The 21,951-nt window shown below is 60.4% G+C and carries 22 protein-coding genes; 6 read left to right on the top strand and 16 right to left on the bottom strand.

Going from position 1 to position 21,951, the window contains the following annotated elements; translation table 11 throughout:
* Positions 1-14 precede the first annotated feature (14 nt).
* Both BUC36_RS12450 and rpsU read right to left on the bottom strand, forming a co-directional pair.
* On the bottom strand, positions 15-461 hold the full coding sequence (locus BUC36_RS12450) for a GatB/YqeY domain-containing protein (protein WP_073275648.1): 447 nt from the start codon (positions 459-461) through the stop codon (positions 15-17).
* A 192-nt stretch (positions 462-653) separates the two neighbouring features.
* Complete coding sequence (gene rpsU / locus BUC36_RS12445; RefSeq protein ID WP_020411530.1) at positions 654-869, bottom strand: 30S ribosomal protein S21; 216 nt, start codon at positions 867-869, stop codon at positions 654-656.
* A gap of 316 nt (positions 870-1,185) precedes the next feature.
* Here rpsU and tsaD point away from each other — a divergent pair, with 316 nt between their 5' ends.
* From tsaD to folK, 3 genes are read left to right on the top strand one after another with little or no spacing between them, the layout of a single operon-like run.
* Positions 1,186-2,220 (top strand): tRNA (adenosine(37)-N6)-threonylcarbamoyltransferase complex transferase subunit TsaD, encoded by a 1,035-nt coding sequence (gene tsaD / locus BUC36_RS12440; RefSeq protein ID WP_073275646.1) that lies wholly within the window; start codon positions 1,186-1,188, stop codon positions 2,218-2,220.
* A gap of 3 nt (positions 2,221-2,223) precedes the next feature.
* Positions 2,224-2,610, top strand: coding sequence for a dihydroneopterin aldolase (folB, locus tag BUC36_RS12435; RefSeq protein ID WP_073275644.1), 387 nt, complete (start codon positions 2,224-2,226; stop codon positions 2,608-2,610).
* 2 nt (positions 2,611-2,612) lie between these two features.
* Positions 2,613-3,110, top strand: a complete 498-nt coding sequence (folK, locus tag BUC36_RS12430) for a 2-amino-4-hydroxy-6-hydroxymethyldihydropteridine diphosphokinase (protein ID WP_073275642.1) — start codon at positions 2,613-2,615, stop codon at positions 3,108-3,110.
* 73 nt (positions 3,111-3,183) lie between these two features.
* Here folK and BUC36_RS12425 read toward each other — a convergent pair whose 3' ends face one another.
* A complete protein-coding gene (locus BUC36_RS12425; RefSeq protein WP_073275640.1) occupies positions 3,184-4,296 on the bottom strand; it encodes an NADH:flavin oxidoreductase in 1,113 nt (370 codons plus the stop codon).
* Positions 4,297-4,425: 129 nt separating this feature from the next.
* Between BUC36_RS12425 and BUC36_RS12420 the strand changes: the two genes are divergently transcribed.
* A complete protein-coding gene (locus BUC36_RS12420) occupies positions 4,426-4,887 on the top strand; it encodes a winged helix-turn-helix transcriptional regulator (RefSeq protein WP_073276137.1) in 462 nt (153 codons plus the stop codon).
* A 52-nt stretch (positions 4,888-4,939) separates the two neighbouring features.
* Here the strand turns inward: BUC36_RS12420 and BUC36_RS12415 are convergent, their stop codons facing one another.
* The 6 genes from BUC36_RS12415 to BUC36_RS12390 all read right to left on the bottom strand — a co-directional run bounded on the left by BUC36_RS12415 (position 4,940) and on the right by BUC36_RS12390 (position 10,377).
* Positions 4,940-5,215 carry a hypothetical protein gene (locus tag BUC36_RS12415; RefSeq protein WP_073275638.1) on the bottom strand — a complete coding sequence of 92 codons (276 nt, stop codon included), beginning with the start codon at positions 5,213-5,215 and terminating at the stop codon, positions 4,940-4,942.
* A gap of 241 nt (positions 5,216-5,456) precedes the next feature.
* A complete protein-coding gene (locus tag BUC36_RS12410; RefSeq protein ID WP_073275636.1) occupies positions 5,457-6,353 on the bottom strand; it encodes an alpha/beta hydrolase in 897 nt (298 codons plus the stop codon).
* A 51-nt stretch (positions 6,354-6,404) separates the two neighbouring features.
* The gene (locus tag BUC36_RS12405; RefSeq protein WP_073275634.1) at positions 6,405-7,658 is read right to left on the bottom strand and encodes a sensor histidine kinase; all 1,254 of its coding nucleotides are present in this window, start codon (positions 7,656-7,658) and stop codon (positions 6,405-6,407) included.
* Positions 7,645-8,337 carry a response regulator transcription factor gene (locus BUC36_RS12400; RefSeq protein WP_073275632.1) on the bottom strand — a complete coding sequence of 231 codons (693 nt, stop codon included), beginning with the start codon at positions 8,335-8,337 and terminating at the stop codon, positions 7,645-7,647. Before BUC36_RS12400 ends, BUC36_RS12405 begins: the two co-directional genes overlap by 14 nt.
* A 68-nt stretch (positions 8,338-8,405) precedes the next feature.
* Entirely contained in the window at positions 8,406-9,134 is a 729-nt protein-coding gene (locus BUC36_RS12395) for a pteridine reductase (RefSeq protein WP_073275630.1), read from the bottom strand.
* Positions 9,127-10,377, bottom strand: coding sequence for a multifunctional CCA addition/repair protein (locus tag BUC36_RS12390; RefSeq protein ID WP_073275628.1), 1,251 nt, complete (start codon positions 10,375-10,377; stop codon positions 9,127-9,129). Before BUC36_RS12390 ends, BUC36_RS12395 begins: the two co-directional genes overlap by 8 nt.
* Positions 10,378-10,906: 529 nt before the next feature.
* Between BUC36_RS12390 and BUC36_RS12385 the strand changes: the two genes are divergently transcribed.
* On the top strand, positions 10,907-11,473 hold the full coding sequence (locus tag BUC36_RS12385; protein ID WP_073275626.1) for a response regulator: 567 nt from the start codon (positions 10,907-10,909) through the stop codon (positions 11,471-11,473).
* Positions 11,474-11,540: 67 nt separating this feature from the next.
* On the opposite strand, the gene BUC36_RS12380 is transcribed toward BUC36_RS12385, so the two are convergent.
* From BUC36_RS12380 to BUC36_RS12370, 3 genes are all read right to left on the bottom strand, one after another.
* Complete coding sequence (locus BUC36_RS12380; protein WP_073275624.1) at positions 11,541-13,130, bottom strand: SpoVR family protein; 1,590 nt, start codon at positions 13,128-13,130, stop codon at positions 11,541-11,543.
* Complete coding sequence (locus BUC36_RS12375; protein ID WP_073275622.1) at positions 13,130-14,410, bottom strand: YeaH/YhbH family protein; 1,281 nt, start codon at positions 14,408-14,410, stop codon at positions 13,130-13,132. Before BUC36_RS12375 ends, BUC36_RS12380 begins: the two co-directional genes overlap by 1 nt.
* 119 nt (positions 14,411-14,529) lie before the next feature.
* Positions 14,530-16,452 (bottom strand): PrkA family serine protein kinase, encoded by a 1,923-nt coding sequence (locus BUC36_RS12370; protein ID WP_073275620.1) that lies wholly within the window; start codon positions 16,450-16,452, stop codon positions 14,530-14,532.
* Between the two features lie 369 nt (positions 16,453-16,821).
* On the opposite strand from BUC36_RS12370, the gene galE reads away from it, so the two are divergent.
* A complete protein-coding gene (gene galE, locus BUC36_RS12365) occupies positions 16,822-17,850 on the top strand; it encodes a UDP-glucose 4-epimerase GalE (protein WP_073275618.1) in 1,029 nt (342 codons plus the stop codon).
* A 51-nt stretch (positions 17,851-17,901) separates the two neighbouring features.
* Here galE and BUC36_RS12360 read toward each other — a convergent pair whose 3' ends face one another.
* From BUC36_RS12360 to pdxA, 4 genes are all read right to left on the bottom strand, one after another.
* Positions 17,902-19,014, bottom strand: coding sequence for a CapA family protein (locus BUC36_RS12360; protein ID WP_073275616.1), 1,113 nt, complete (start codon positions 19,012-19,014; stop codon positions 17,902-17,904).
* Positions 19,015-19,138: 124 nt separating this feature from the next.
* Entirely contained in the window at positions 19,139-19,951 is an 813-nt protein-coding gene (locus BUC36_RS12355; RefSeq protein ID WP_073275615.1) for a symmetrical bis(5'-nucleosyl)-tetraphosphatase, read from the bottom strand.
* A gap of 27 nt (positions 19,952-19,978) precedes the next feature.
* Positions 19,979-20,794 carry a 16S rRNA (adenine(1518)-N(6)/adenine(1519)-N(6))-dimethyltransferase RsmA gene (gene rsmA, locus BUC36_RS12350; RefSeq protein WP_073275613.1) on the bottom strand — a complete coding sequence of 272 codons (816 nt, stop codon included), beginning with the start codon at positions 20,792-20,794 and terminating at the stop codon, positions 19,979-19,981.
* Positions 20,795-20,888: 94 nt separating this feature from the next.
* Positions 20,889-21,896, bottom strand: coding sequence for a 4-hydroxythreonine-4-phosphate dehydrogenase PdxA (gene pdxA, locus BUC36_RS12345; RefSeq protein WP_073275611.1), 1,008 nt, complete (start codon positions 21,894-21,896; stop codon positions 20,889-20,891).
* Between the last annotated feature and the right edge of the window lie 55 nt (positions 21,897-21,951).

Here is a 21,951-nt window from a genome sequence, read left to right as displayed (position 1 = left end):
TCAGGAAGTCGGATTTAACCGAGCTGCGCCTTGACCAGCTTGCTGATAACGCCCATGTCGGCGCGGCCCTGTACCTGTGGCTTCACCAGGGCCATGACTTTGCCCATATCGGCCATGCTGCTGGCACCGGTGTCTTTCACCGCGGCGGCGACGATTTCGGCGATCTCGTCTTCGGACAGCTGTTCCGGCAGGAATTCCTGGATCACGTCGATTTCCGCCTGCTCCACGGCGGCCAGCTCTGCGCGGCCGGCTTTCTCGAACTGGGTGATGGAGTCGCGGCGCTGCTTGGTCATCTTGTCCAGCAGGGCGAGGATGCGGGCGTCATCCAGTTCGATGCGCTCGTCCACTTCCACGCGCTTGATCTCGGCGTTGATCAGGCGCAGGGTCGCCAGGCGTTCCTTGGCGCGGGCTTTCATCGCGTCTTTGGTGGCCTGGGCCAGGGTTTCCTTGAGGGTGCTCATATTGCGTGATCCGGAATCTGGGTTGTTATTGAACTGGGCCAGTAAGGATAGCGCTTCCGGCGCCGGTGGAGAATGCGGCGGGGAAAACGAAAAACGGCGCGCGAGTCAGGCTCGCACGCCGTTTTTTGAACCGCTGCGGGGCTGAACCCGCTGGCGACCTCGCTGAGTCAGGCTTTTCCCTGACTGCAGCTCTTAGTAGAGGCGCTGGAACTTGCGGTTTTCGCGCTGCAGCTTCTTGGCGTGACGCTTAACAGCGGCAGCAGCCTTGCGCTTGCGTACAGCAGTCGGCTTCTCGTAGAACTCGCGACGACGTACTTCGGACAGTACACCGGCTTTCTCACAAGAGCGCTTGAAGCGGCGCAGGGCGATATCGAAAGGTTCGTTGTCTTTGATTCGTACAGAGGGCATTAGGATACCTGTAAAATTCGTTTCTCTCGGCCATTCCGGCAATGCTCTCGCAGTTGCTTCCGGTGGCCGGTTCACAGCGAGGGCGCAAATTCTAAACACTCGCCTACGGGATCGCAAGGCCTTTTGCCTACTTGCTCTGAGGCGCCACCCGGGGCCGCAAAACAGTCAAAACGCCAAGTCTGGCCTCACAGAGTCGCCAGGAGCCTTTGGCCGGCTCGCCGGCAGCCCTTGTGGCAGCGATGGTGCATTCCTGCACCACTACTAGCCTTTCGAGTATGATAGCGACCCCGCGAAGTAGTCACGAGTAAGAGTCCAAGTGCGCGTTCTGGGTATTGAAACCTCCTGCGATGAAACTGGCGTCGCCATCTACGACACCGAAACCGGTCTGCTCGGTCACGCCCTGTTCAGTCAGGTGGATCTGCACGCCGATTACGGCGGTGTAGTGCCGGAACTGGCCAGCCGCGACCATGTGCGCAAGCTGCTGCCGCTGGTGCGCCAGGTGATGCGCAAGACCGATACCCGCCCGGAAGATCTGGGCGGCATCGCCTACACGGCCGGCCCCGGTCTCGTGGGTGCGCTGATGGTGGGTGCCTGCGCCGGCCGCGCGCTGGCCTACGGCTGGGGAATTCCGGCGGTGGCGATTCACCATATGGAGGGCCACCTGCTGGCGCCGATGCTGGAAGAGAATCCGCCGGCGTTTCCATTCGTCGCGCTGCTGGTCTCCGGCGGCCATACCCAGCTGGTGGATGTGCGCGGTCTTGGCGACTACGAGCTGATGGGGGAATCCCTCGATGACGCCGCCGGCGAGGCCTTCGACAAGGCGGCCAAGATGCTCGACCTGGACTACCCCGGCGGTCCGCGTCTGGCCGCGCTGGCGGAAAAGGGCGACCCATCCCGGTTTACATTCCCGCGGCCGATGACAGATCGGCCCGGGCTGAACTTCAGTTTTTCCGGGCTGAAGACCTACACCCTGACCACGGTGCGCGAGCACGCGCTGGCGGACGGCCTGCCGGACGAGCAGACCTGTGCGGATATTGCCGCGGCCTTTCAGGAGGCAGTGGTCGATACACTGGTGATCAAATGTCGCCGCGCGATCAAGGCTTCCGGCCACAAGACCCTGGTGATCGCCGGTGGTGTGTCGGCGAACAAACTGTTGCGCGAGCGATTGGAGAAAGCGCTGGCCAAAGATGGTGCCAGGGTCTATTACCCGCGCCACGAGTTCTGCACCGACAACGGGGCCATGATTGCCTATGCCGGCAGCCTGCGCCTGCAGGCGGGTGAGCATGCGGGACTGGAGATTGAAGTGCGGCCGCGCTGGCCGATGACGGAGCTGAGTGGGAGCCTGAACTAGTCCATGGATATCGTTTATATACGGGATTTGAAAGTGGATACCATTATCGGTATCTACGACTGGGAGCGCGAAGTGCGCCAGACCGTGAGTCTCGATCTGGAAATGGCCTTCGATATCGCCGAGGCCGCGCGCACCGACAATATCGAGCACACCCTCAATTACAAGGCCGTGGCCAAGCGCCTGATTGGTTTTATCGAGGGCAGCGAATTTCTGCTGGTGGAAACCATGGCGGAGCAGGCTGCGGCGATTGTGCGCGACGAGTTCAATGTGTCCTGGCTGCGGCTGCGCCTGTCCAAACCCGGTGCCGTGCGCGGCTCGCGGGATGTGGGCGTGATCATCGAGCGCGGCGACAGGCCGGCCAGTGGCGCGGCTGCTTTTTCCGGAGGCTGACCGTGGCACAGGTATTTCTCAGTCTCGGCAGCAATATCGATCGCGCGCAGCATATCCGTGCAGGCCTCAATGCGCTGGCGCAGCAGTTTGGCGGACTGCAGGTCTCGCGCGTGTTCGAAAGTGTGGCGGTGGGTTTCGAAGGCGATAACTTCTACAACCTGGTGGTGGGCATTCACACCGATCTGCCGGTTGGCCAGCTGGCCCTGCGGCTGCGCGAAATCGAAGATGCCAACGGCCGCCTGCGCGCCGGCCCGAAATTCAGTGCCCGTACCCTGGATATCGATATCCTCACCTACGACGACCTAACCGGTACCATCGACGGTGTAAAGCTGCCGCGGGCGGAGATTCTCAAGAACGCGTTTGTGCTGTTGCCGCTGGCGGAACTGGCAGCGGATGCCGTCCACCCAGTGGCGGGCAAGACCTACCGGCAATTGTGGGATGAATACGATCAGGCTTCACAGAAGTTGTGGCCGGTTGCCTTTGACTGGCCGGCAGAGTAAGTAGGGGGGGGAGTTTCCCAATAAAAAAGCGGCCTGATTCGGCCGCTTTTTCGTTTCTGCTCCCGGCTAAGCCTTAGCTCAGGCTGGTCAGTGCTTCCTTGGTGAAAGGAACGATCTCCTCTTCGCGACCGTCCCGTATCTTCACCAACCAGTTGGGATCCTGCAGCAGGGCGCGTCCCACGGCGATCATGTCGAACTCGCCGTTGTCCATGCGCCGGGTGAGCTCGTCCAGCCCGGTCGGATTGGCGGTGCCGCCCATGCCCTGGTTGTTGCCGCCGATAAAGTCGTCGTCGAGGCCGACGCTGCCGACGGAGATGACCGGCTTGCCGGTAAGCTCCTTGGTCCAGCCGGCCAGGTTCAGGTCGGAACCTTCAAATTCCGGTACCCAGAAGCGTCTGGTCGAGGCGTGGAAAATATCGACACCGGCGTCGACCAGCGGCGTCAGGAAACGCTGCAGCTCCTCCGGATTTTGTGCCAGCCTGGCGTCGTAGTCCTGTTGCTTCCACTGGGAGTAGCGCAACACTATGGCGAAGTCCTCGCCGACTGCCTCGCGGACGGCCTCGACGATTTCCACCGCAAAGCGGCCGCGGTTTTCGATGGAGCCGCCGTATTCGTCGTCGCGCTGGTTGGTGCCTTCCCAGAAGAACTGGTCGATCAGGTAGCCGTGTGCGCCGTGGATTTCCACGCCGTCAAACCCGACCTCCTTGGCCGCCTTGGCGGCGTCGGCAAAAGCGCGGACCACATCCTGGATGTCTTCCCTGGTCATCGCGTGGCCGTTGGGTTTGCCCGGCTTGAACAGGCCGGATGGCGAATACCCCGGCACGGCTTTGTCCGGCCCGATACCCTCCTTGCGCACGGCGCCCACATGCCACAGCTGGGGAATGATCTGGCCGCCGGCCGCATGTACTTCGTCCACCACCTTCTTCCAGCCCGCCATGGCTTCGTCACCGAATATCGCCGGCACATTCTCGTAGCCGTTGGCGGCCTTGTGGCCGACAAAAGTACCCTCGGTGATGATCAGGCCGACTTCGCCCTCGGCGCGACGGCGGTAGTATCCCGCCACCTGCTCATTGGCGACATAGCCGGGGGAAAAGGTGCGCGTCATCGGCGCCATGGCCGTCCGGTTGCGCAATTTCAGGGATTTATGCTCGAACGGACGCAGCAGGCTATCCAGGGAATCACTCATATCACTCTCCCGAATCTCTTCAGTAAATAGCACCAGCGGGCCAGCCGAATGACTGGCCCTGTCAATATGGTTGCGTTATGAAACTTGATTTGGTTTCTTAATGCAACCTTTTCCGCGTATACTGCCGGCATGACACGTAAACGTTTTGATGATCTGGGCTGTTCCGTAGCCTGCGCGCTCAATGAGGTGGGCGACTGGTGGTCCCTGTTGGTGATCAAGCAGGCCATGCTGGGCACGCGGCGCTTTGTCGACTTCCAGAACGGCCTCGGCATCGCCAAGAACATTCTCTGTGACCGCCTGTCCCGCCTGGTGGACAACGGCGTGATGACCCGCGTCAATGTGGGCGAGCACGGCACCCGCTATGAGTACCGCCTGACCGACAAGGGACGGGATCTGTTTACGGTGGTGGTCGCCCTGCGCCAGTGGAGCGAGCGCTGGAACGGCAACAAGGACGATATGCAGCTGGTGGATAGAAGCTCCGGTGAGCCGCTTGCGCAAGTGGTCGTGCAGAACGCCGACGGTGAGGTGCTGACTGTCAGGGATGTGCTGTTTGTGGATGAGAATGGCCAGCCGCTGGAGCAGGCTGGCTGAGCACCTTTGAGCCTGACCGGCCGTAATGACCGGCTGTAAAGGGCGCTGGCTGCTACTGTTGACGTTGACTTCCCTTCAGGCTCTTTGCCTGCGCCAGTAGCCGCACAATATCCACCGCCTTGCCGAACTCGCCGCGCATAATTGCAACTATCCCATGCATGGCCAGGAGCCTGTGGTCGATAATTGCCCCTTTCTGCGCGGAAATCCGCAACAGCGCTTTCCGCGCTGGTGCCATGCCCTGTCGTTCATAAGTAAGCAGCAGCTCCACGGTATGTTCCGCGGGTGTCAGCGGGCGCGGGGTTGGCTGATAACCCAGCGCCTCGACCATGGCCTCCGCCAGTGGCCAGACAGACCAGGGGTTCTGCCCGGTGAGAAGGCGCCCGTCGATACTGATCTGTTTTAAGTAGGCCGGCCCCGGCTCAAAAATCGCCGATCAGAAGCACTGCACCGTTCTGTTCTGGGTCCAGGAAAGCGCGATCACCGTCGAGCACCGGATATCTGCGGGAAGGGCGGAAAACCGTAACCTGCACGGAGGCGCTTCCCGCCCTTGCTGGGTGTTTTTCCTTCCGCTACAGCCACTGGGTCAATGCATCTACGTAATCGGCAGGGAGAATATGGCCGCTATCGAATGCCAACTGTTCCTTATTCTCGCTCGCAATTGCCAGGAACAATGCCCTGTTGTCTGCCGCCGATGCGTATTCATCTTCGTTTGCGGTAACCAGTAGCACCCGCGGTTCGTCGATCAGCGAGGCGAGATTCTTGGGGGCAACCAGTGCGGTTTTATCGTCTATATGGGGTGGTACCATGGCGACTAGCTGGCCGACACGTTGGTCCAGGGCGCTGAGCAGCAGGCCGACCTGTGCTCCCATGCTATAGCCCACAGCGGTGACCCTGTCGCTATCCAGTGTCGGCTGATCGGAGATCCAGTCGAGCAGCACTCGGTAATCAAGCACCGTTTTCCGAATCATATTTTCATAGTCGGTTTTGTCGCCGAAAAAGTGGAGGTCGTTCATGATCGACCTCAGGGGTCTGTCAGGGTCTTTCCGTGTGCCGTGAAACCTGGCATCGATGGCAATCACCGCATAACCCCTATCGGTGGCCAGCTCTGTGATTTCATTCACCCGGGTAACTGTCGGGCGCTCCTTGAACGAATCTGTCCACCAGCGCTGGTAACCCCTGCCCATGGCGGATATGCCGATCAGTACCGGATGCTTTTCCTGCCGAGAAGGGGGGTAGCTGATCTGGCCGTTGACCAGTGCACCGTCAAAACTCCGGAACGAAAAACTGAATTTGCCATCGCCGATAGCCTCGAGGCGCATATCGATATCGGTCGGTGGCTCGTAGTCGTAGGCCGCAATAATCTGAGGTTGCGGTATCGGTTCAGCCTTGAGTGCAAAAAACAGATACCAAACTGTAAGCGCGCCAATCAATGCGATCAGTGTCGTCCCGAATAATTTCCTGGTCATAAGGTCCGTCTCCAAATTGATGGGAGCAGACTAATTGCTGTTAGGTGAAATTCAGGTGAAAAGCTTGGGGTGAATGGTGCAGCTAAACCGGCCGTTACTGCAGTGGGCGGAGAAATCCCAGTCCAGCGCGTTCAGTATCCGCTTGGCAAGGAAGAGTCCCTGGCCCATGCCGTCGCTCCGCGCGCCTTTGTGTCGCGGCAGGAACGCCGCCTCAGTGTCTGGCGCTTCCGCTACTGGATTTTCGAAGACCAGCGCATCGCCATCCTGATAGATACGCAGTTCCGTCCGCGACGCGTGACGGAGGGCGTTGTCGAGCAGGTTGTCCACCAGCAGCGCGGACAGGTGGCGGTTGCCGAGGGCGTGAATACTGTCTGGCAGTTGCAAGTCAATGCGAAACTGCGCCTCCGCAATGCAGTGGTGGCGCGCCAGCAGTCGCTCTTCCAGCAGGTGGCGCAGTCCAAATGAAACCTGCTCCGTGGACTCGGCCCGCGCCAGTGCCAGCAGCGAGGTGATTGTGTTTTCCATTTCGGATAACGCACTGTACAGCTGCTCGGTTTCCTGTGCCGAGAGTGCACGGCCGCGGGACAGCGCCAGTGTGTTTTTGGCAATGGTGATGGCGGTGCGCAGCTCGTGGCTGACGTCGCGGGTGAATTCTGTTTCGCGCTGGAGGGCGGACCCGAGCTGGTTGAGTGCGCTCTCAAGTGTCCGGGCCAGGAAGCCGATTTCATCCCGGGCGGAACTGGCGGTTAACGACAGGGCTGCACTGTGGGTTTGTCGATTTTCGACCTCCTCGGCGAGGAGCAGTACCGGCCTGACGGTTCGTGAGGACAGCCGGAAAGCGGTCCACAGTGCCAGAACGGCGGTGGCCAGCAGGGCGCTGATCAGCAGCCACAGCAGGTTGCCGGACTGGCGGGAAACGGTGAGCAGCCGGCTCACCTCGGCGGCGAGCACCGCTGAAGTATTTGCGTCCAGGTCCAGCCGGCGCAGGTGGAAGTGGCGCTCGCCATCGGCGAACCACTCGGCGCTGGTCTTCCCGTCGGGTATTGCGGCGAGGAGATCCTGTGGTGCCGGCTTGCCGTCGTGGTAGAGCTCGATATAGGGCAGTCGCGGCGCGGGCAATTCGCCGCTGGCCCGAAACTCCAGTTCGATATAGCGGACTTCATCGGCGAGCAGGTTGTCCAGTACCTGGTCTTCGATGACGTAGGCCACCAACGCGCAGATGGCGCTATAGAGCAGGCAGAGCAGAAGGGTGAAGGCGCCGAAGGTGGCGAAGACGCGTCGCTGGAGGCTTCTATTGATCCGCACCGGGCACCTCCAGTCGATAGCCCAGATTGGTAATGGTCTTCAGCATCGGCGCGGCAAACTGCTTGTCCAGCGCTTGGCGCAGGCCGTAGATGTGGGATTTAAGTGCGTCTGTCTCCGGCGGATTATCGCCCCAGACCTGGTGCAATATTTCTGAGCGACTGACCGGTTGCGGGTGAGCCCGGGCCAGGATTGAAAGTATCTGAAATCCGATTGTGGTCAACTGTAAAGCCTGCCCCTCTCTGTATGCCGAGTGTTCGCGGCAACGAATAACGAGATCGCCGATGCGGATTTTGTCGCTCTGATGCAGCTGGTTCCGGCGTGCCAGCGCGCGGCAGCGCAGCGCCAGTTCACGGGGGTCGAAGGGTTTGCACAGATAGTCATCGGCACCGGTGTTGAAGCCTGCCGCCATGTCGCTGAAGGCGTCGCGGGCGGTCAGCATCAGCACCGGCATATTCACCGCAGCCTGTTCTTTTATCAGGCGGCAAACTTCCAGCCCGTCCAAATCCGGCAGGTTTAAGTCGAGAACAATCAGGTCGTAAATCTGCTCCTGTGCCAGCTCGACGCCGAGGCGCCCGCAGTGGGCAAAATCGATATGCCAGCCATGTCCTCCCAGAAACTCTCCGGTCTGGCGGGCAATGGTCGGGTTGTCTTCTATGAGTAGTATCTTGAGTGCTTTCACCGGTATGGATCTTGTGGTTCTCGATCGCTAGATCATTGTGACGACATCCGGGTGAAATAGAAGTGAAATCAGATATTGAGATTGCGGCCGCCGTCCACCGCGATCACCTGGCCGCTGATATAGGGCGCGTCGCTGACGAGGAAGCGCACTGTGCGGGCGATATCCTCGGCGCCGCCGGTGCGCGCCAGCGGAATACGCTCGAGAACCTTTGCCTTGGACGTGTCGTCCACCGTCTGCTGCTCCGGCCACAGGATCGCGCCGGGGGCCACGGCGTTGACGCGCACCTGCGGTGCCAGTTCCAGGGCCAGGCTCTTGGTCAGCATCACCAGGCCCGCCTTGGCGGCGCAGTAGATCGGATGCCGTGGCATCGGGCGCTCGGCGTGGATGTCCGCCATATTGACAATGCAACCACTACCTTGCGCCAGGCTTTGTGCCAGAGCCTGGCTGAGGAAAAACGGGGCTTTCAGGTTGCTGCCGATCAGCTGATCCCAGTGTTCCTCCGTTGCGCTGCCGACCGGCGTCGGGAAAAAGGCGGAGGCGTTATTGACCAGTACGTCGACGCCGCCCCACTGCTGTGCCGCCTGTTCGGCCAGGCGAGCGCAGTCGGCGGCACTGACCAGGTCGCTGTGCAGCGCGACGGCAGAGCCGGGGCGGATGGCATTCAGTTCATCGACCAGCTGCTGTGCCGCGGCGGCGGAGCTGCGGTAGTGGATGATGACGCGGTGATCCCGGTGTAGCTCGCGGGCTATGGCGCGACCGAGACGCGCGGCGGCGCCGGTGATCAGCGCGCTACGCATCGCCGTCGTCCTCGAGGTCGTCGTTTTCAAGGTATCGCTCCTTTACCTTGGCGATGGCGCGGACGCGCGCCCGATCCAGGGCCTTGCCCAGCTCGGCGCCTTCGAAACCCTGTTCCATCAGCGTGTCCGCGGTGACAGCCGCGGCGGCGTCGCGCACTTTGCGCAGGTAATCCACCTGGGGGTAGTCGCGGTCCTGCAGGCCCTTGCGTCCGCGGGCATCTGCCTCGCAGGCGAGCAGGAAGTGTTCGAAGCGTTCCGGGCGGCGCAGGGCATCCAGTGCCCGCAGCATCTTCATCAGCGTCTGCGGGCGCAGTTCAAATGCCTTGTGGCAGTGCAGGTGGTACTCACACACCCCCGTCGCCAGCGCCGTCAGTTGCTTGGGAACGCGCCAGCGCTTGCAGACGTCGCGCACCAGCGGTAGCCCGCCGCATTCGTGGCCGCGGTGGCTGGGCAGGATTTCCTTGGGGGTGATGCCCTTGCCGAGATCGTGCAGCAGGACCGCAAAGCGCACCGGCAGGTCCGGTGGGGCGATGCGCAGGGCCATCAAGACATGTTCGCCGGTGTCGATTTCGGGGTGGTGCAGCGGCGGCTGCGGCACGCCGAACAGCTGTTCGACCTCCGGCAGCAGAATCTTCAGTGCGCCGCATTCGCGCAGCACGCGGATAAAGATATCCGGATCCGGCTCGGTCAGTGCCCGGCTGATTTCCTTCCACACCCGCTCGGCCACCAGATGCTGCACCTCGCCCGCATCGACCATCTGCCGCATCAGGGTCATGGTGTCCTCGGCGATCGCAAAGCCGAGGTGGTGGTAGCGGGCGGCGAAACGGGCCACCCGCAGTATGCGCAGCGGATCTTCGGCAAAAGCCGGGGAAACGTGGCGCAGCAGGCGCGCGTCCAGGTCGGACTGGCCGCCGTAAGGATCGACGAGCTGGCCGTCCTGGTCTTCGGCCATGGCATTGATGGTGAGGTCGCGGCGCAGCAGGTCCTGTTCCAGCGTCACATCCGGCGCGGCGTGGACGGTAAAACCGCCATAACCGTGGCCGCTCTTGCGCTCGGTGCGGGCGAGGGCGTATTCCTCGCCGGTATCCGGGTGCAGGAATACCGGAAAGTCCTTACCCACCGGCTTGAATCCTAGCTCGCGCATCTTCCCTTCATCGGCGCCGACTACCACCCAGTCGCGCTCGTGCACCGGCCGATCGAGCAGTTTGTCGCGCACGGCGCCGCCGACCAGGTAGGTCTTCACGGGAGTTGCTCCGGGGAGCGGGGGACTTGGTGCCGGGCTGAGCTTTGTACTGCCATAAATCCAATAGTTCCGGCGCCGCCGCATCAGCATACAGGGCGGATAGAGAAAGAGGGGACTGGAGTTTCGGCAAGATAAAAAAAAGGCCCCGAAAAAACAAGGGGGCCCAGGGTCTTAGGGTATTCGCTTGGGGAATATCCGTTCGCCATTCAAAAAGACTGTTGCCTACCTGGCCTGGCCCGAAGGCCCTCGGCGTCCTGTGAGCTGCCGAATTGTGACCATTCTATGTAACCTGTCATACCTGTCAACTATATCTTTCAGTATTTTTTGAGGGAGTTTTGCTGCCGTTCGTTAATTAAGTACATAGCCCGAGTTTCAGACTGGTTTTTCAGTGTTGAACAGCATAATTTATAAGGGCACTTGAAAAAGACAGGATAATTTCGCGTCAAGTGGCGGATTTAAGCGGCTTGTTGCGCAAGTAAATTTCGCAAGTGCCTGCCAGTAATTGCAGGATGTTGGGGGAATAATAAAGATGAGCGAACTGCATGTGCTTACCACCGGGGAGGCAGCGAGATACTGTGGGGTGAACTTCCGCACCGTAATTCGCTGGATTGAACGGGGTCAGCTCAAGGCTTACAAGCTGCCCGGCCGCGGCGATCACCGTATCTGTGTCGAGGATTTTGTCGGCTTCCTGCGCGATAACTCGATGCCGGTACCCAGCGAGCTGGCCGCTGCCAGTCGCAAGGTGCTGCTGCTGGCCAGCGATCCGGAGCTGACCGCCGCCGGCCGCCAGGCCCTGCAGCAGGTCGGCTGTGACGTGGAGGTGGCCGGCGACAGCTTCGTTGCGGGTACCCTGATGGCGGGCTGTAAACCTGCGCTGATGGTGGTCGACGCGAACCTGGTGGGCGTCAACGGCTTCCAGATTCTCGACCACCTGCGTTCGCGCAGTGAGTATGCCAATGTGCGCGTGGTGGTCATCGCGCCGGCTGGCGAGCAGGACCAGCAGCGCTGGCTGGACGCCGGGGCGGACGCCCTGGTGGCCCATCCGGGAGAGCGCAGCGAGCTGGCCGCCAAGGTGAAGTTGCTGCTGGAAGTGTGAGTCGATGCGGAATGGTGAAGGCGGAAAATTCGCGTAAGTGCTGTTTCGCCTTCACCATTCCGTATTGCTAGATGGGCTTGGGGACCAGCATCGATTCCTCATCGCCTTCGGGGCGGTCGCGCCCCTGTTCCGGGCAGTGGTAGCTGGCCGTGATTTCATCACCGTTGAGGCTGTGCAGGTGCACGTCGAACCCCCACAGGCGGTGCAGATGTTTCAGCACCTCGCCGGTATCCTTCCCCAGTGGCCGGCGGCGGTGTTGGGTGTGATGCAGGGTGAGTGAGCGATCGCCGCGGGTATCCACGGCGTAGACCTGGATGTTCGGCTCCCTGTTGCCCAGGTTGTACTGGCCCGCCAGATTGGCGCGCAATTCGCGGTAGCCATCTTCGTCGTGAATGGCGCTGACGACTATCTCATTCTCGCGGTCGTTGTCGCTGATGCAAAAGAGTTTCATGTCACGCATAACCTTCGGTGACAGGAACTGCAGGATAAAGCTCTCGTCCTTGAAGTCGCGCATGGCGAATTGCAGGGTGTCCTTCCAGTTGCTACCCGCGATATCCGGAAACCACTGACGGTCCTCGTCGGTGGGATTTTCACAGATACGCCGCAGATCAGTGAAAATACTGAAGCCCAGTGTGTAGGGGTTGATGCCGCTGTAATAGGGACTGTCGAAAGACGGCTGATAGATCACGTTGGTGTGACTCTGCAGGAACTCCAGCATAAAGCCTTCGGTCACCCGTCCCCGTTTGTACAATTCGCTCAGCAGCGTGTAATGCCAGAAAGTGGCCCAGCCCTCGTTCATGACCTGGGTCTGTCGCTGCGGGTAGAAGTACTGCGCCAGCTTGCGCACGATGCGGACCAGTTCTCGCTGCCAGTTCTCCAGCAGCGGTGCATTCTTCTCGATGAAATAGAGGATATTTTCCTGCGGTTCCTCGGGGAAGCGTCGCTCGACCGCTTCTTCGGTACCGTTACCCATCTTGGGTATTGTGCGCCACAGGTCATTCAGCTGCCGCTGGCGATACTCTTCGCGCTCCTTCTGTCGGCGTTCCTCCTCCACCGCGGAAATGGGATAGGGGCGCTTGTAGCGGTCCACGCCATAGTTCATCAGGGCGTGGCAAGAGTCCAGTACCGCCTCCACCTCTTCCAGCCCGTGGCGCTCCTCGCAGCGGGCAATATAGTTTTTGGCAAAAATCAGGTAGTCGATAATGCTGCTTGCATCGGTCCAGGAGCGGAACAGGTAATTGCCTTTGAAGAACGAATTGTGCCCGTAACTGGCGTGGGCGATAACCAGCGCCTGCATCGTCATGGTGTTCTCTTCCATGAGATAGGCGATACAGGGGTTGGAATTGATCACTATCTCATAGGCGAGTCCCATCAGGCCGCGCTGATAGTTGTTTTCGACGCTGATGAACTGCTTGCCGAAAGACCAGTGATGGTAGCCCACCGGCATGCCCACGGAGGAATAGGCATCCATCATCTGTTCGGAACAGATTACCTCTATCTGGTTGGGATAGGTGTCCAGGCCGAATTCTTCTGCCAGCTCGCCGATGGCGCGGTCGTACTCCTGGATCAGCTCAAAGGTCCACTCGGAGTTGGTGGAAATGGGGCCGCCGGATTCGGATTCCGGTGCGTTGGTGCCGGTGGTAAACGTATCTAACATCAGGCGGATACCTTCTGGCTGAACAGTTGGCGGAAAACCGGATAGATGTCCTGCACGTCGACGATCTGCTCCATGGCAAAGTGCTCCGGGAACAGGGTGCGAACACTTTCGTATTCCTCCCACAGAGCCTGGTGATCCCGTGGTGTGATCTCGACATAGGAGTAGTACTGCACGTGGGGCATGATGTCGTCGATCAGAATCTTGTGGCAGGTACTGGAATCGTCGTTCCAGTTGTCGCCGTCGGAGGCCTGGGCGCCGTATATATTCCACTCGCTGGCCGGATAGCGTTCACGCATGACGCGGCGCATCAGCTTGAGTGCGCTGGAGACAATGGTGCCGCCGGTTTCACGCGAATAGAAAAACTCCTCTTCATCCACTTCCTTGGCGCTGGTGTGGTGGCGGATAAAGACGACTTCCGTGTATTCATAGCTGCGCTGCAGAAACAGATAGAGCAACAGGAAGAAACGCTTGGCCATGTCCTTGGTTGCCTGATTCATGGAACCGGAGACATCCATCAGGCAGAACATGACTGCACGCGAGCGCGGACGGGGTTGGCGCACCAGCAGGTTGTACTTGAGGTCGAAATCGTCGAGAAAGGGCACGCGATCGACGCGCCGGCGGAGGTCGGCAATTTTATCGCGCAGCGCGTCAATTCTGCGCTGGTCACGCAGCACGAGATCCTTCTCTTCCTCCTGCGCCAGCTCCAGTTCCAGTTCGCGGATATTGCGCCGCTTGCTGCTGGTCAGCGCGATGCGCCGCGCGTTGGCGGCGCGCAGGGAGCGGACCACATTGAGGCGTCCCGGCGTCCCTTCATTGCTGATTCCGGCGCGCACCACCTGGAAAGATTCGTTGCCGGCCAGGCGCCGTTTGACCATATTGGGCAATTGCAGCCCTTCGAACATGAAATCCAGGAATTCTTCCTGCGAGATCTGGAAAACAAATTCATCCACACCTTCGCCGCTGTCACTGGCGCCCCCGCCTCCGCCACCGGCGCCACCCTGCTGCCCCTGCCGGGGAATGCGATCGCCGGAGATAAATTCCTTGTTGCCCGGCAACACCCGCTCCACATGACCGCCGGCGCCGTGAGAAAAAATGGGTTCGCTGATGTCGCGGGTGGGAATACTGATCCGCTCACCCTTGTCCATGTCGGTGATGGAGCGGCTGTTCATGGCCTCGCCGACAGCCTTTTTGATATGGGCCTTGTAGCGACGCAGGAACCGCTGGCGATTGACGGTGCTTTTCTTCTTGCCGTTCAGGCGGCGGTCGATGATATAGCTCATATTACTGCCTCTTGTCGGAGTGGCAGCGGCCGGAGACGTAGCTGCGCCAAGGTGTCTCCGGCTGTCGTGCCGCGACTGGCATTAATGTCTTGCCACTCCTGAATGACCGCTTCAGTCCGTTACTGTGACTTCCGCACGCGCAGGTACCACTCTGAAAGCAGGCGGACCTGTTTCTCCGTGTAACCCCTCTCTACCATGCGGGCGACAAAGTCGGCGTGCTTCTTCTTGTCGTCCGCGGACGCCTTGGTATTGAAGGAGATTACCGGCAGCAGATCCTCGGTATTGGAGAACATCTTCTTCTCGATGACAGCGCGCAGTTTTTCGTAGGAGCGCCAGTCGGGGTTTTTGCCCTGGTTGTTGGCCCGTGCGCGCAGTACGAAGTTGACGATTTCGTTGCGGAAATCTTTTGGATTGGAAATCCCCGCGGGCTTCTCGGTTTTCTCCAGTTCCTCGTTCAGGGCACCGCGATCGAGGATTTCGCCAGTTTCGGGATCCCGGTACTCCTGGTCCTGTATCCAGAAGTCGGCGTAGGTCACATAGCGGTCGAACAGGTTCTGGCCGTATTCCGCGTAAGACTCGAGGTAGGCAGTCTGGATTTCCTTGCCGATAAACTCCACATAGCGCGGGGCCAGGTACTCCTTGATAAAGCCCAGGTAGTTCTCCTGCTGTTCCGGTGGGAACTGCTCCTGCTCTATCTGCTGCTCGAGAACATACAGCAGGTGAACCGGGTTGGCGGCCACTTCGGTGGCATCGAAATTGAATACCTTGGACAGAATCTTGAACGCAAAGCGGGTGGAGAGGCCGGTCATGCCCTCGTCAACGCCGGCGTTATCGCGGTATTCCTGAATCGTTTTTGCCTTCGGATCCGTGTCCTTCAGGTTCTCGCCATCATAGATTCGCATCTTTGAGTAGATGCTGGAATTTTCCGGATTCTTGACCCGGGAAAGCACGGAGAACTGCGCCAGCATACGCAGGGTATCGGGTGCGCAGGGTGCCTTGGACAGCGAGCTGTTCTCCAGCAGTTTCTGGTAGATCTTGATCTCTTCGAGGACCCGCACACAGTAGGGCACCTTGACGATGTAGATACGGTCGAGGAAGGCCTCGTTGTTCCGATTGTTGCGGAAGGACTGCCACTCGGACTCGTTGGAGTGGGCGAGGATGGTGCCGTTGAACGGAATGGAGCCGAGGCCCTCAGTGCTGTTGTAATTGCCCTCCTGGGTCGCAGTCAGCAGCGGGTGCAGCACCTTGATCGGTGCCTTGAACATCTCGACGAATTCCATCAGGCCCTGATTGGCACGGCACAGGCTGCCGGAGAAGCTGTAGGCATCCGGGTCGTTCTGCGGGAAATCCTCCAGCTTGCGGATATCGATCTTGCCGACCAGCGAAGAAATATCCTGATTGTTCTCGTCACCGGGTTCTGTTTTGGAGATAGCCACCTGATCGAGGATGGACGGGCGGATTTTCACCACGCGGAACTTGCTGATATCGCCCTTGTACTCGTGCAGGCGCTTGACCGCCCAGGGCGACATGATGGTATTCACATAGCGCCGCGCTATACCGTAGTCTTCCTCCAGAATCTGGCCGTCCTCGTTCGGCGAAAAGAGACTGAGGGGGGATTCAAAGACCGGGGAGCCCTTGATGGCGTAGATGGGTATTTTCTCCATCAGCGCCTTGAGCCGCTCGGCCAGTGACGACTTGCCGCCGCCGACGGGGCCCAGCAGGTAGAGAATCTGTTTCTTCTCCTCGAGTCCCTGGGCGGCGTGGCGGAAGAATGAAACTATCTGCTCTATGGCTTCCTCCATGCCGTAGAACTCGCTGAACGCCGCATAGCGTTTGATGACCTTGTTGGAAAAAATGCGCGACAGGCGGGGATCGCGGGAGGTGTCCACCAGTTCCGCTTCGCCAATCGCCATTAGCATGCGCTCTGCGGGGGAGGCGTAGGCGCTGCGATCGGTCTTACACAGTTCCAGGTATTCCTGGATGCTGAGTTCTTCATCCTGGATCGACTCGTATCTCTCCAGGTAGTGATTGAATATCGTCATGATGTACGGCTCCCTGTAGCGTGTCGGACAACGTTCAGCGTCCTGTCGGTCGCACAGGATGAGTGCACAGGTTACTGCTTCAGTTGTGCGTCTGCCCCTGTGGGCTGGCGACCTGAGCGCGAAGCTGCTTCGCAGTCTCCGCGTTTATCGGAATGCGCGTGGGCGCGAAACACTATCTTTATTACCGTGGCAGAGCTGCCCCCTGCCATGCGGAAGCAAAACGCGAAATAACCTCCCGCACTTCCAGCATAGCTTTCTCTATTCATGGTCGCGTTGATACGGGCGCCAAATTGGCGGTTGAAGCGGGCGGCAGTTTTGCGCTCTACTAGGCGCCCTATCAAGAACACAAAGTGATTAAAGGAATTCTTTATGGCGATCCTGGTGACTGGCGGCGCCGGTTATATCGGCAGTCACACCTGTGTAGAAATGCTCGCAGCGGGCTTGGAACCAGTGGTGGTGGATAATCTGGCCAACAGCAGCGAGGAGGCGTTGCACCGTGTGGAGATGATTGCCGGACGGCAGGTGCCATTTCATAAGGTGGATATTGCCGATGCCGCCGGGCTGAGGGAAATATTTTCCTCTTGTGATATCGAAGCCGTAATTCATTTTGCCGGTTTGAAGGCAGTCGGCGAGTCTGTCGCGCAGCCGTTGCGCTATTACCAGAACAATGTTTCCGGGACTCTGACCCTGTGTCAGGTCATGGCGGAATTCGGTGTCCAACGACTGATCTTCAGTTCTTCCGCCACCGTCTACGGTGACCCGGCCAGCGTTCCCATTCGCGAAGACTTTCCGACCGGTGCAACCAACCCCTATGGCGCCAGCAAACTGATGGTGGAAAACATGCTGCGGGACCTGTGTGCGGCGCCGGACAGTCAGTTGAAGGTCAGCCTGCTGCGCTATTTCAATCCGATCGGGGCCCATGAGAGCGGTGCAATCGGGGAAGACCCCCGCGGCATTCCGAACAACCTGCTGCCCTATGTGTCGCAGGTAGCCGTCGGGCGCCTGGCGCAGCTACAGGTATTTGGCGACGATTACGAAACCGTCGATGGCACCGGTGTGCGCGATTATATCCATGTGGTGGATCTGGCCCGCGGACATCTGGCTGCACTGGCGATGCTGCGCCGCGAAGATACCGCGGCGGGCTGCTATACCCACAACCTGGGCACGGGGCGCGGCAGTTCCGTGCTGGAAATCGTGCGGACCTTCGAGCGCGTCAGCGGTCGCGAGGTGCCCTTCAAAATAGCGCCGCGCCGCCCCGGCGATATCGCCGCGTGCTATGCCGATCCGGCTCTGGCCGAACAGGAACTGGACTGGAAAGCCGAGTATGATCTCGAGCGCATGGTCCGCGACACCTGGCGCTGGCAATCGCAAAACCCGAACGGCTACGCCGCCGAATAAATAGCGGACAACAAGGGAAAATACGGTCCGGGTGCAGGCTGGCCCGGACTGCTACCAGTCGAGCAGGAAACTCTCGCTCACTGGGGCGAGTCGCAACTTGGTGCCCAGATGGCGGCATTCCCGGTCGAGCGTCAGCCGCAACCAGTCGCAGTCCGCTTCGCCCGGCTTCTGCAGGCGGAAGCGCCGCATCTCCAGCGGAATCAATTCCAGTCTCTGTAGCGCACCGCTGTCCCGGTCCAGGTCGATGCAGTACAGCGGGCGCAAATGAGAGCGGTATTCCTCGCGGCCACTGATGCCCTCGTAGTCATTAATCAGATCTCCGCAGCCATACAGAATGGCGCGCTCCCGGTAGACCTCGATACCCTGGGGGTGGTGGGAGGAGTGGCCGTGCACCAGGTCAACACCGGCATCGATCAGGCGGTGGGCGAACTCCCGTTGCTGTCGGGCGATGCGATAACCCCAGTTGCCGCCCCAATGGATCGATACAACAGTCAGGTTTCCCGGCGCGCGGTAAGCGTGGACCTGTTGTGCGATCCGCTCGGCGCCCTGCGCGGACAACTCACCGATGAAGTTCACACCGGCCCGTGTTTCCGTCGCCGCCCAGTCCGCCGGAATGCCACTGCTGTAATGACCACAGGCGAACAGCAGGATTCGCCGGCTGCCGAGCTCGATAACAGCCGGTTTTATGGCGGCTTGCAGATCATGGCCGGCGCCAGCGGTCCCCACGCCCGCCGCGTGCAGGCTGGTCAGGGTTTCCGCCAGCCCGTCGTAGCCCCAGTCCAGCACGTGATTGTTGGCCAGGCTGCAGGCAGCGATGCGCGCTGCCGTCAGGCAGGGAATATTGCCGGGGTGCATGCGGTAGTTGATGCCTTTGCCCGGCCAGAAATCATTGCAGCGGGTAACGGCGGTCTCCAGATTGATAACCCGGCAGTTCGGCTCTCGCGCCGCCATCGCCGCGAGTGCGTCCCCCCACAGGTAATCGAAGGGAGCTGGCTGCGGAATACCACCGTTGCGCTCTTCCGCCAGGGCGACATAGCCTCTGGCAGAGCGCATATAGAACTCGTGGATTTCCGGATCGCCGGGGCAGGGCAGCACCTGATCGATGCCGCGTCCGGTCATCACATCGCCGGTCAGTATCAGCCTGACGTTGTCCGGTGAAAGCATATGTCCGCTATGTCCGCTCGGTCGAAGGTCAGTGCCGGATGCTGGGGGCAGCGTCCGGCGATCGTTTCAAGCGTACAGTCGGACATGCGGAAATGGTTACATTCGCTCGTTTGGCAGCCTGGGGCTACAGCTCGCAGTCCACACAGAAGAAGGACTCGTCGCTCAGCCGCATCGCCGTCAGCAGGCCGCCCCAGACACAGCCTGTGTCCAACGCGTAAACGTTCCTTGTGTCTGCCCGCCCTTCCAGTGCGGCCCAGTGGCCGAAAAGGATTTTATCGTTTTTGGTCTTGCGTTCGGGAAAACTGAACCAGGGTTTGAATTCACCGTGGGCCGCCTGCGGGCCCCGTTTGGTCACCAGGTCCAGGGTGCCGTCCGCCATGCAGAAGCGCATGCGGGTGAAGTAGTTGGTGATGGAGCGCAGTCGCTCGATGCCGAGCAGGTGATCGTTCCAGCAGTGGGGTTCGTTGCCGTACATGCCGTAGAAATAGGCCTTGGCGAGGGCGTCATCGGCCAGGGCCCGGTGTACTTCGCGGGAGAGTTCCAGCGATTTGGTAATGCTCCAGATCGGCGGTATCCCCGCGTGCACCATGGTGAAGCCTTTCTTGTGCACCACCAGCGGCAGGCCCTGCAGCCATTGCAGAAGCTTGTCCGCGTCTTTGGCTCGCAACACTTTGGCCAGGTCGTGCTCTCTGTCCGTCAGGCGCTTGGCGCCGTGCGCCAGGGCCAGCAGGTGCAGATCGTGGTTGCCGAGCACCGCGGTAACCTGATGGCGGTGCTCATACAGAAAGCGGAGCGTGCCGAGACTGTCGTGGCCGCGGTGCACCATATCACCGGCCAGCCAGAGTTTGTCCCGGTCAGGGCGGAAATGAATTTTCTTTAGCAGCCGCTGCAGCGAATCAAAGCAGCCCTGAATGTCGCCAATGGCGTAGGTGGCCAAAGCTCTACCCCGAAATCGATAGTGTGGTTATTTGTCTGCTAAGTTGGCGCAGTAATTGGCCAGCTGGACAAACTCCTGCACGCTGAGAGTTTCCGGTCGGCGGCTCGCGTCGACCGGCAGCTGCTCGGCTTCCAGCTCAGGGTACAGGGGTTTGAGGGCATTGCGCAGGGTCTTGCGCCGCTGTTGGAAGGCGACGTTAACGATGCGTTCCAGCAGCTGCTCGTCCTGGGCCGGATAGGGCGGTTCGGCGTGCGGGACCAGCCGCACGATGGCCGACTCCACTTTGGGTGCGGGGCGGAAGGACTGCGGCGGTACCGGGAATAGCCCCTGCACGCGGCAGTGGTACTGCACCATGACGCTGAGCCGGCCGAAGGCTTTGTTACCGGGTGTTGCGCTGAGGCGATCCACCACTTCCTTCTGCAGCATGAAATGCATGTCCTGCACTTTGCCGCGAAAGCTCAGCAGGTGAAACAGCAGGGGGGTGGAGATGTTGTACGGCAGGTTGCCGACAATTCTCAGCTTCCGCTCGCCGGCCCCGGTATCTTGGCAAAGTGTGCCGAAGTCGAACTTGAGCGCGTCCTGTTCGATGATCTGGAATTGCGGATAGTCGCGAAACTTGAACTGCAGCATGGGGATCAGATCCCGGTCGAGTTCTACTGCGGTCAGGGACGGGCAGCGCTGCAGCAACAGCTGGGTGATCGCGCCCTGGCCCGGGCCAATCTCCACCAGGTTGTCGCTTTCCTTTGGCCCGATGGCGCGCACTATGCGCTCGATAATATTCTCATCGACCAGAAAATTCTGGCCGAAGCGCTTGCGCGCCTTGTGTTGGAAGAAGTTGTCCATTATCCCGTGATATTTCAATGCGTAGGATGGGCAAAGGAGCGCAGCGACGTGCCCATCTTTGCGGTGATGATGGGCACGCTGCGCTTTGCCCACCCTACAGATGGCGCAACTGCGCTAGTTCAATGGCCTGTGACATCGCTGCCCGCAGGCTGCCGCTATCGGCGATGCCCTGGCCGGCGATATTGAGCGCGGTGCCGTGATCCACGGAAGTGCGGATAAACGGCAGCCCGAGGGTGATATTGACCGCGTGGCCGAAGCCCTTGAATTTTAACACCGGCAGGCCCTGGTCGTGATACATGGCCAGCACGGCATCGCAGCGCGCCAGTTGCGGCGGCGTAAACAGCGTGTCGGCCGGCAGGGGGCCAATCAGCTGTATTCCCAGGGCGCGCAACTTGTCCAGCGCGGGCTCAATGACCTCGATTTCCTCGCGCCCGAGATGGCCGCCCTCGCCGGCGTGCGGATTGAGTCCGCAGACACCGATACGCGGCGCGTCGATGCGGAACTGATGGCGCAGGCTGCGGTGCAGTATCGTGATGATCTGCTCCAAACGCGGACCGGTAATTGCGGCGCTGACGTCTTTCAGCGGCAGGTGGGTGGTCACCAGGGCCACCCGCAACTCCTCCGCAGCCAGCATCATCACCACCCGCTCGACACCGGCCAGATCGGCGAAAAATTCGGTGTGGCCGCTGAAGCTGATACCGGCGTCGTTGATGACTCCCTTGTGCACCGGGCCAGTTACCAGGGCGTCGAAGCGTCGCGCCAGGCAACCCTCGGCGGCGATGCGCAGCGTGTCCAGTACATAGGCGGCGTTGGCAGGGTTCAGCTTGCCGGCTTCGGCGGGCGTTGCCAGCGCGGTCGGCTGGATGTACAGGGCGCCGGCGGGCGTGGCTTGAGCGGGTGCTGCGGGATCGAATGGCAGCAGCTCGAGGGGCTGGTGCAACTGGGCGGCGGCCTGCTGCAGCAGTTGCGGGTCGGCAATGGCGACTATTTGTGCGGAGCCGCCGGCGCCCTGTGCAAAGCTGCCGGCACCGGCGAGCCTGACTGCCAGTTCTGGGCCGATACCGGCGGGCTCGCCGGGTGTGAAGGCGATTCTGGGAATCATTTTTGTGCCGGGTCCGTCCATAAAAATACCGGGCGACTGGCGCCCGGTATCGAAA

Origin of the sequence: Microbulbifer donghaiensis (assembly GCF_900129095.1) — a bacterium.
Lineage (GTDB): Bacteria > Pseudomonadota > Gammaproteobacteria > Pseudomonadales > Cellvibrionaceae > Microbulbifer > Microbulbifer donghaiensis.
Note: the sequence above shows the minus strand (reverse complement) of the source record. Positions and strands in the feature narration are given on the sequence as shown.

What these genes read in the sequence shown, in the direction of transcription:
- BUC36_RS12395 (WP_073275630.1), bottom strand. Translation starts at nt 9,134, where the DNA reads ATGCGTAGCGCGCTGATCACCGGCGCCGCCGCGCGTCTCGGTCGCGCC.
- folB (WP_073275644.1), top strand. Translation starts at nt 2,224, where the DNA reads ATGGATATCGTTTATATACGGGATTTGAAAGTGGATACCATTATCGGT.
- BUC36_RS12415 (WP_073275638.1), bottom strand. Translation starts at nt 5,215, where the DNA reads ATGGTCGAGGCGCTGGGTTATCAGCCAACCCCGCGCCCGCTGACACCC.
- BUC36_RS12380 (WP_073275624.1), bottom strand. Translation starts at nt 13,130, where the DNA reads ATGTTAGATACGTTTACCACCGGCACCAACGCACCGGAATCCGAATCC.
- pdxA (WP_073275611.1), bottom strand. Translation starts at nt 21,896, where the DNA reads ATGATTCCCAGAATCGCCTTCACACCCGGCGAGCCCGCCGGTATCGGC.
- BUC36_RS12410 (WP_073275636.1), bottom strand. Translation starts at nt 6,353, where the DNA reads ATGACCAGGAAATTATTCGGGACGACACTGATCGCATTGATTGGCGCG.
- BUC36_RS12360 (WP_073275616.1), bottom strand. Translation starts at nt 19,014, where the DNA reads ATGCTTTCACCGGACAACGTCAGGCTGATACTGACCGGCGATGTGATG.
- BUC36_RS12425 (WP_073275640.1), bottom strand. Translation starts at nt 4,296, where the DNA reads ATGAGTGATTCCCTGGATAGCCTGCTGCGTCCGTTCGAGCATAAATCC.
- BUC36_RS12375 (WP_073275622.1), bottom strand. Translation starts at nt 14,410, where the DNA reads ATGAGCTATATCATCGACCGCCGCCTGAACGGCAAGAAGAAAAGCACC.
- galE (WP_073275618.1), top strand. Translation starts at nt 16,822, where the DNA reads ATGGCGATCCTGGTGACTGGCGGCGCCGGTTATATCGGCAGTCACACC.
- BUC36_RS12450 (WP_073275648.1), bottom strand. Translation starts at nt 461, where the DNA reads ATGAGCACCCTCAAGGAAACCCTGGCCCAGGCCACCAAAGACGCGATG.
- BUC36_RS12385 (WP_073275626.1), top strand. Translation starts at nt 10,907, where the DNA reads ATGAGCGAACTGCATGTGCTTACCACCGGGGAGGCAGCGAGATACTGT.
- BUC36_RS12420 (WP_073276137.1), top strand. Translation starts at nt 4,426, where the DNA reads ATGACACGTAAACGTTTTGATGATCTGGGCTGTTCCGTAGCCTGCGCG.
- rpsU (WP_020411530.1), bottom strand. Translation starts at nt 869, where the DNA reads ATGCCCTCTGTACGAATCAAAGACAACGAACCTTTCGATATCGCCCTG.
- BUC36_RS12370 (WP_073275620.1), bottom strand. Translation starts at nt 16,452, where the DNA reads ATGACGATATTCAATCACTACCTGGAGAGATACGAGTCGATCCAGGAT.
- rsmA (WP_073275613.1), bottom strand. Translation starts at nt 20,794, where the DNA reads ATGGACAACTTCTTCCAACACAAGGCGCGCAAGCGCTTCGGCCAGAAT.